Source organism: Mycobacterium sp. (assembly GCF_025965855.1).
Taxonomy (GTDB): domain Bacteria; phylum Actinomycetota; class Actinomycetes; order Mycobacteriales; family Mycobacteriaceae; genus Mycobacterium.
Genome location: NZ_JAOPWB010000189.1, coordinates 1 through 7,698 on the forward strand (window position 1 = coordinate 1; position 7,698 = coordinate 7,698).

Annotated in this window: 2 protein-coding genes and 1 pseudogene; 2 read left to right on the forward strand and 1 reads right to left on the reverse strand. The window is 68.1% G+C overall.

Features of this window, described 5'->3' with window-relative positions:
* Both JWP83_RS16060 and JWP83_RS16065 read left to right on the forward strand, forming a co-directional pair.
* Positions 1–966: beta-ketoacyl reductase (locus JWP83_RS16060; RefSeq protein ID WP_297731682.1), on the forward strand; the 966-nt coding region annotated here is incomplete at its 5' end.
* A 20-nt stretch (positions 967–986) separates the two neighbouring features.
* Positions 987–7,325, forward strand: a complete 6,339-nt coding sequence (locus JWP83_RS16065; protein ID WP_297731684.1) for a type I polyketide synthase — start codon at positions 987–989, stop codon at positions 7,323–7,325.
* 97 nt (positions 7,326–7,422) lie between these two features.
* Here JWP83_RS16065 and JWP83_RS16070 read toward each other — a convergent pair.
* Positions 7,423–7,698: pseudogene (locus JWP83_RS16070) on the reverse strand (hypothetical protein); the annotation flags it as partial.

A 7,698-nucleotide genomic window follows, 5' to 3' on the forward strand; every position in this document is an offset into this window, starting at 1 on the left:
GCCTGGAATTTGCACGAGCTGACCGCGTGTCTGGATTTGTCGGCTTTCGTGCTGTTTTCGTCGATGGCGGGAATCGTCGGCACCCCCGGTCAGGGTAATTACGCCGCGGCCAACAGCTTCCTGGACGCGCTGGCCGCCCATCGCCGTGCCCACGGGCTGCCCGGGTTGTCGGTGGCGTGGGGGCTATGGGAACAGGCCTCGGCGATGACGGCACACCTGACCGACACGGACAAAGCCCGCATGAGCCGCCTGGGCCTTCCCCAGTTATCCACGGCGCAGGCCCTGCGACGTCTCGACGCCGCCATGGTGGGGGAGCGGCCCGTCGTGGTGGCCACCCACGTGGATCCAAACACGCTGTCGGACAACACCGCTGCGTTGCCCCCTCTGTTGCACGGGTTGGCCGCCCGTCCCGCGCGGCGCGTTATCCACGACACCGCCGCCGTCCCGACCGCCGGGCTGACCGCACGCCTGAAGGAACTGACCGCCGAGCAGCGACACCGCGAGCTCGTCGAACTGGTATGCAGCAACGCCGCCACCGTCCTGGGACGCACCAATGCCGCAGACATCAACGCCGAACGGGCGTTCCAGGACCTCGGCTTCGATTCGTTGACCGCCGTCGAACTACGCAACCGGCTCAAAGCCGCCACCGGGCTCACTCTGACGCCCACTCTCATCTTCGACCACCCCACACCCACCGCCCTCGGCGACTACCTGAACACCCTCCTTGCGGCGCCCGCTGATCAACCCAACCTGCTGGCCCGCGCCAACGACATCACCGGAGAACTGCAAACACTGCTGAACCAACACGACTGGAACCCGGAAGACAAAACGCGCCTGGCCATCCGTCTCCAAAACCTCCTGGCCAAGTTCACCAGCGCACACCTCGACGAGACCGACGACCAAGACATCCACGCAGCGACCGAAAGCCAACTCTTCGCCATCCTCGACGAAGAGCTCGGCTCCTGACTTAAGGAACACCGGCGACAGTGCCCGACACCGACAAGCATCTTGACTACATGAAGCGGCTCACCGCCGATCTCAGGCGGACCCGACGACGCCTGTTGGAGCTGGAAGCCAAGCAGTCCGAGCCGGTGGCGGTGGTGGGAATGGCCTGCCGCTACGCGGGTGGGGTGGATTCCCCGGAAGCGTTGTGGGAGATGGTGGTTGAAGGTCGCGACGCGGTGTCGGATTTTCCAGCCGACCGGGGCTGGGACGTAGACGGGTTATTCGATCCGGATCCCGACGCCAAAGGAAAGATGTATACCCGCCGGGGCAACTTCCTGCGCAATGCGGCCGACTTTGACGCCGGATTCTTCGGCATTGGACCCAACGAGGCGCTGGCGATGGATCCGCAGCAGCGGTTGCTGCTGGAGACCTCCTGGGAGGCGTTGGAGCGAGCGGGAATTGACCCGCAAGGCCTGCGTGGTTCTGCGACCGGAGTGTTCGCCGGCGTCATCCACGCCAGCTACGGAGGCGAAGTAAAGGGCGAGCTGGAGGGCTACGGGTTCACGGGCTCCACGTTAAGCGTGGCGTCGGGTCGGGTGGCCTACGTGCTGGGGCTGGAGGGGCCGGCGGTGTCGGTGGACACGGCGTGCTCATCGTCGTTGGTGGCGATGCACCTGGCGGCGGGGTCCTTGCGGTCGGGGGAGTGTGATTTGGCGCTGGCCGGCGGGCTCACGGTGATGGCCACGCCGGCTGGATTTGTGGAGTTCAGTCGGCAACGAGCCCTGGCCCCGGACGGCCGGTGCAAAGTGTATGCCGGTGCCGCCGACGGGACCGCATGGTCGGAAGGCGGCGGGATGCTCGTCCTGGAGCGGTTGGCCGATGCGCGGCGCCAAGGGCATCCGGTGTTGGCGATCCTGCGGGGTTCGGCCGTGAATCAGGATGGCGCGTCGAACGGATTGACGGCGCCCAACGGGCCGGCGCAGCAGCGGGTCATCAGGGCGGCGCTGGCCAACGCGGGGCTGGCCGCGGCCGACGTGGATGTGGTCGAGGGGCATGGCACCGGGACGGTGTTAGGGGATCCCATTGAGGCGCAGGCGCTTTTGGCGACCTACGGAAAGGATCGCCCGGCTGATCGGCCGCTGTGGCTGGGGTCGATTAAATCGAATATCGGTCATACGTCGGCGGGGGCCGGTGTTGCCGGCGTGATCAAGATGGTCCAAGCGATGCGCCAGGGGGTGATGCCGAAGACGCTGCACGTGGACGTGCCCTCGCCGCATGTGGATTGGGCGTCGGGCGCGGTGTCGTTGTTGACCGACCCGCGGCCATGGCCCGGGTTGGGTGCACCGCGGCGTGCCGGCGTGTCGTCGTTCGGGATCAGCGGGACGAACGCGCATGTGATCGTCGAGGAGGCTCCGCCCGTTCGGGAAAGCGCTGTCGTGGAGCCCGGCGAGCCCGCAGTGGTGCCCTGGGTGCTGACCGCTCGCTCAGCGGAAGCGCTTGGCGCACAGGCCAGGCGGCTATTGGCGCGTGTGAGCGCCAACGCGGATCTGAGCGTGGTGGACGTGGGCTGGTCCCTGGCGACGACGCGGTCGGTGTTCGAGCACCGCGCCGTGCTGGTGGGTCGCGATCGCGAGGCAATGCAGCTGAGCTTAGTTCAGCTGGCGGCCGGGGAGCAGGGTCCCGATGCGGTGATCGGGCGGGCGCTCTCGGCCGGCAAGACCGTGTGGCTGTTTCCCGGTCAGGGGTCGCAGTGGCTGGGCATGGGCGCGGCGTTGTATCGGCGCTTTCCGGTGTACGCCCGCGCCTTCGACGAGGCCGCCGAGGCGTTGGATGAGCACCTGCGGTTGCCGCTGACCCAGGTGGTGTGGGGTGACGACGCAAACGTGTTGGAAAGCACGGAGTTTGCTCAACCGGCGTTGTTTGCCCTCGAGGTTGCGCTGACCGCGCTGTGGCGGTCGTGGGGTGTGGTGCCCGATGTGGTGATGGGCCATTCCGTCGGCGAGATCGCCGCGGCGTTCGTCGCCGGGGTGTTGTCTTTGGCCGACGCGGCGAAAGTGGTGGCCGCGCGGGGCCGGTTGATGGCGGCGCTGCCCGCCGGCGGGGCGATGGTGGCCGTGGCGGCCAGTGAGGCCGAGGTGGCGCCGTTGTTGACTGGGGCCGTCAGTGTGGCCGCGGTCAATGGCCCGAACGCCGTGGTGATTTCGGGCGAGCGCGCCGCGGTGGAGGCCGTGGCGGATCGGTTGGCTCAGCAGGGTCGGCGGACACATCGGTTGGCGGTGTCGCACGCGTTTCATTCCGCGCTGATGGAACCCATGATCGAACGGTTCGCGGAGGTGGTCCGCGGGGTGTCCGCGGCCGAGCCGCGGATTGCGTTGGTGTCAAACGTGACCGGGCAGTTGGCCGGAGCGGGGTACGGCTCGCCGGACTATTGGGTGCGACATGTTCGCGCGCCGGTGCGCTTTGTCGACGGCGTGCAGCTGGCCGAGTCGCTCGGCGCGGGAGTGTTTGTGGAAGTGGGCCCCGGTAGCGCGCTGACGGCCGCGGCGGCGGCGTCGTTGACTTCCGAGCAGGCGCTTGCTGTGGCGGGCATGGCCAAAGACCGGCCCGAAGTCCAGTCGCTGCTGGGCGCGGCCGGACGGCTTTTCGCTGCCGGGCTGGCGGTGGATTGGGCGGCGACGTTCTCCGGCCTCGACGCTCAACGCGTCGAACTCCCTACGTACCCCTTCCAGCACCGGAGGTTTTGGCTGTCGCCCGAGATGGTGGGGTCGGCTGATGTAGGCGGGCTGGGTCTGGTCGGGGCTGACCATGCCTTGTTGGGTGCCGTGCTGGAGCGACCCGATTCGGGTGAGGTGGTGTTGACGGGCCGACTGTCGGTTGCGGCACAACCGTGGCTGGCCGATCACGCGGTGAGCGGAGTGGTGCTCTTTCCCGGGGCGGGCTTCGTGGAGCTGGTGCTGCGCGCCGGCGACGAGGCCGGCTGTTCGGCGATCGAAGAGTTGACGTTGTCGGCGCCGCTGGTATTGCCGGCGGCGGGCGGGGTTCAGGTGCAGGTGTTGGTCGGTGCCGCCGACGAGTCGGGCCGTCGAACCGCGTCGGTGTATTCGTCTGGCGGGCAGCCGGATTCGGGCTGGGCGCTGCACGCCGAGGGCGTGCTGAGCGCGAGGCCGGTGGAGCCGTGTGGGGATTTGTCGGCGTGGCCGCCGGTGGGTGCGGTCGCGGTCGACGTCGCCGGCGCCTACGAGGGGCTGACCGGGCGTGGTTACGGCTACGGCCCGGCCTTTCGGGGACTGCGGAGCGTATGGCGCCGGGGGAGTGAGGTTTTCGCCGATGTCGCCGTCCCGCAGGACGCTGGACTGACCGTGGGCGGATTCGGCATTCACCCCGTGTTGCTCGATGCGAGCCTGCACGCGTTAGGGGTGGGCGGCGACCGAGGTCAGGCCGTCCTGCCCTTTTCCTGGCAGGGTGTGACGCTGCACGCGGCGGGCGCGACGCGCGTGCGAGTCCGGATAGCGCCGGCGGGTGTCGGGGCGATGTCGGTTGAGATAGCTGATGCGGCCGGGCTACCGGTGTTGTCGGTGCGCGAGTTGGCGCTTCGCCCGGTGTCGCCTGAGCAGTTGTCGGCGGCCGCCCGTCCCGCTGGGGGAGGACTGTTTGGTGTCACTTGGTCCCCGGTTTCGTTGAGCGGCGAGGGTATCGACGGCGCCGTGGTGTGGGAATTGGCGGCTGGGCCCACCGGTGTGGTGGATTCGGTGCACGCGGCCACCGCGGAGGCGTTGCGGGTTGTGCAGTCGTCGCTGGCCGGTGCCGGGACTGGCGTATTGGTGGTGCTGACTGGCGGGGCGGTCGGCTTGGCCGGCGAGGACGTCAGGGATTTGGCCGGCGCGGCGGTGTGGGGGTTGGTGCGGTCGGCGCAGGCCGAGCACCCGGGCCGGGTGATTTTGGTCGACTCCGACGGCTCACTTGCCGTTGAATCGGTAATCGGCTGTGGTGAGCCGCAATTGGTGGTGCGTACGGGCACCGCGTACAAGGCTCGATTGGCGCCGGTGGGATCCGGCTCGTTGTTGGAGTTGCCGGCGGGGGAGTGGCGATTGGCCGCCGGTAGCGGGGGGACGCTCGAGGATCTGGTGGTCCAGCCGTGCCCGCGGGTGGAATTGGCTGCCGGTGAGGTGCGGGTGGCGGTGGCCGCCGTCGGGGTGAACTTCCGCGATGTGTTGGTGGCACTGGGAATGTATCCGGGCGCGGCGCAATTGGGCGCCGAGGGCGCCGGCGTGGTCACCGCGGTCGGCCCAGGTGTGACCGGTTTGGCCGTCGGTGATGCGGTGATGGGCATCCTGGGCCTCGCGGGTTCCGAGGCGACCATCGATCAGCGATTGGTGGTGCGGGTGCCGCGGGGTTGGTCGTTGACCGAGGCTGCTGCTGTGCCGGTGGTGTTTTTGACGGCGCTGTACGCGTTGTCGGTGCTGGCCGGCGTCCGGGCCGGGCAGCGGGTGTTGGTGCATGCCGCGACGGGCGGGGTCGGTACGGCGGCGGTACAGTTGGCCCGCCACTGGGGTGCGGAGGTTTTCGTCACGGCCAGTCGCGGTAAGTGGGATGCCTTGCGGGCCATCGGTTTTGATGAGGCACATATCGCAGACTCGCGGTCGCTGGAATTTGAGCAGAAGTTCTTGGCGGTCACGGGCGGCGCCGGGATAGATGTGGTGCTCAATTCGTTGGCCGGTGAGTTCACGGATGCGTCGTTGCGATTGTTGGTGTCCGGTGGGCACTTCATCGAGATGGGTAAGACCGATCTTCGCGATCCGCAACTGATCGCCGCACATTACCCCGGTGTGGCATATCGGGCGTTCGACCTGATGGAGGCCGGCCCGCAACACATTCAGGAGATGTTGGGTGAGGTAGTCGGGCTTTTCGAGGCTGGTTCGTTGCGTCGATTGCCTTTGACCACATGGGATGTGCGTCGTGCCGCCGAGGCGTACCGGTTCGTCAGCCAGGCCCGCCACATCGGCAAGGTGGTTTTGACTCTGCCCGATAGGCCAGGCGTCGGGCTCGCCGGCGGCACGGTGTTGATCACCGGCGGTACCGGGATGGCGGGTGGGTTGCTGGCTCGTCATGTGGTCAGCCGGTACGGGGCGCGCCATGTCGTGCTGGCCAGCCGTCGGGGCCAAACCGCCGAAGGCGCCGACGAATTGGTGGCTGAGTTGACCCAGGCGGGCGCCCAAGTGCAAGTCGTGGCCTGTGATGTCAGCGATCGAGCTTCGGTGGCGGAATTGCTGGCTGGGCTGCCCGAGCAGCAACCGCTGACCGCGGTGATTCACGCCGCAGGCGTGCTCGATGACGCGGTGATCGCATCGTTGACCGCTGAGCGCATGAGTGCGGTCTTGCGGGCCAAGGTGGATGCGGCCTGGAACTTGCACGAGCTGACCCGCGGCCTGAATCTGTCTGCGTTCGTGATGTTTTCGTCGATGGCCGGGACCGTCGGCTCTCCCGGTCAAGGCAATTATGCGGCGGCCAACAGCTTCCTCGACGGGCTGGCCGCGCATCGGCATGCGCGTGGGCTGCCCGGCTTGTCGGTGGCCTGGGGGCTCTGGGAACAGGACTCGGGGATGACACAGCACCTCGCCGACCGCGACAAGGCGCGGATAAGCCGTGTCGGATTGGCCCCGTTGTCCAGCGAGCAAGCGCTCGAACTGTTCGATACCGCGCTGCTGGGCGAGCAGGCCGTCGTGGTGGCCACCCGGCTGGACCGGGACGCACTCGCCCGCAACAGTGCGGCGCTGCCTCCGATGTTGAGCCAGTTGGCCAATCGTCCCGCCCGACGGGTCGTAGACCACGTCGAGATCACGATGGCGTCGACGGACTTGCGGGGGCGGCTCGCGGGCTTGACCCCCGCGCAGCGACACCGCGAACTGGCGGATCTGGTGTGCAGTAACGCCGCCACCGTTCTTGGGCACAGCAGCGCAGAGGTCGACGCCGAGCGCGCCTTCCAGGATCTCGGGTTCGATTCACTGACGGCCGTCGAACTGCGCAACCGGCTCAAAACCGCGACGGGGCTCACCCTTTCGCCGACGCTGATCTTTGATTACCCCACCCCCGGTGCACTCGCCGAGCATCTCGATGGCCAGCTGGCCGCCGGACCTGGGAATGATGCGGTCGACCGCATGGCCCGCTTCAACGACGTCGTCCGTGAACTTCAAACGCTCATCGACCAACCCGACTGGGACCCCGACGATAAAAAGCGCCTGACCGCGCGCATTGAGAACCTGCTGCGGGTGAGTACCCTTCCGGCGGACCCCACAACCGACGATGACCTCTACGACGACGACATCAACACCGCCACCGAAGGTCAACTGTTCGCCATTCTCGACGAAAAAGCCGGGCCCTGACGCCAGAACGGCGCGCGAACATTCGGGATGGAACCGCGCAAGCGCGTCGGATGAGGCGATTTCTTTTGAGACCCTGAGCCTTTCGCAACCGAGCGGGTCACCCCGGCGAGCCGCTGCCGCCAGGGCTACCGTCAGAACCCTTGTTGCGGCCGGTGCCGCCGGTGCCGGCGGTGCCGCCAGCGCCGCCGACCCCGACGGGCGTTCCCACACCACCGTTGCCGCCGGTGCCGCCGTTGCCGCCGTTGCCACCGTTGCCCTGGTTCCCTCCGACACCACCGTTGCCGCCGGTGCCGCCGTTGGCGGCCGCGCCACCGGTGCCGCCGTTGCCGCCGGTGCCGCCGCCGGTTGCCGAGCCGCCCACACCGCCGGTGCC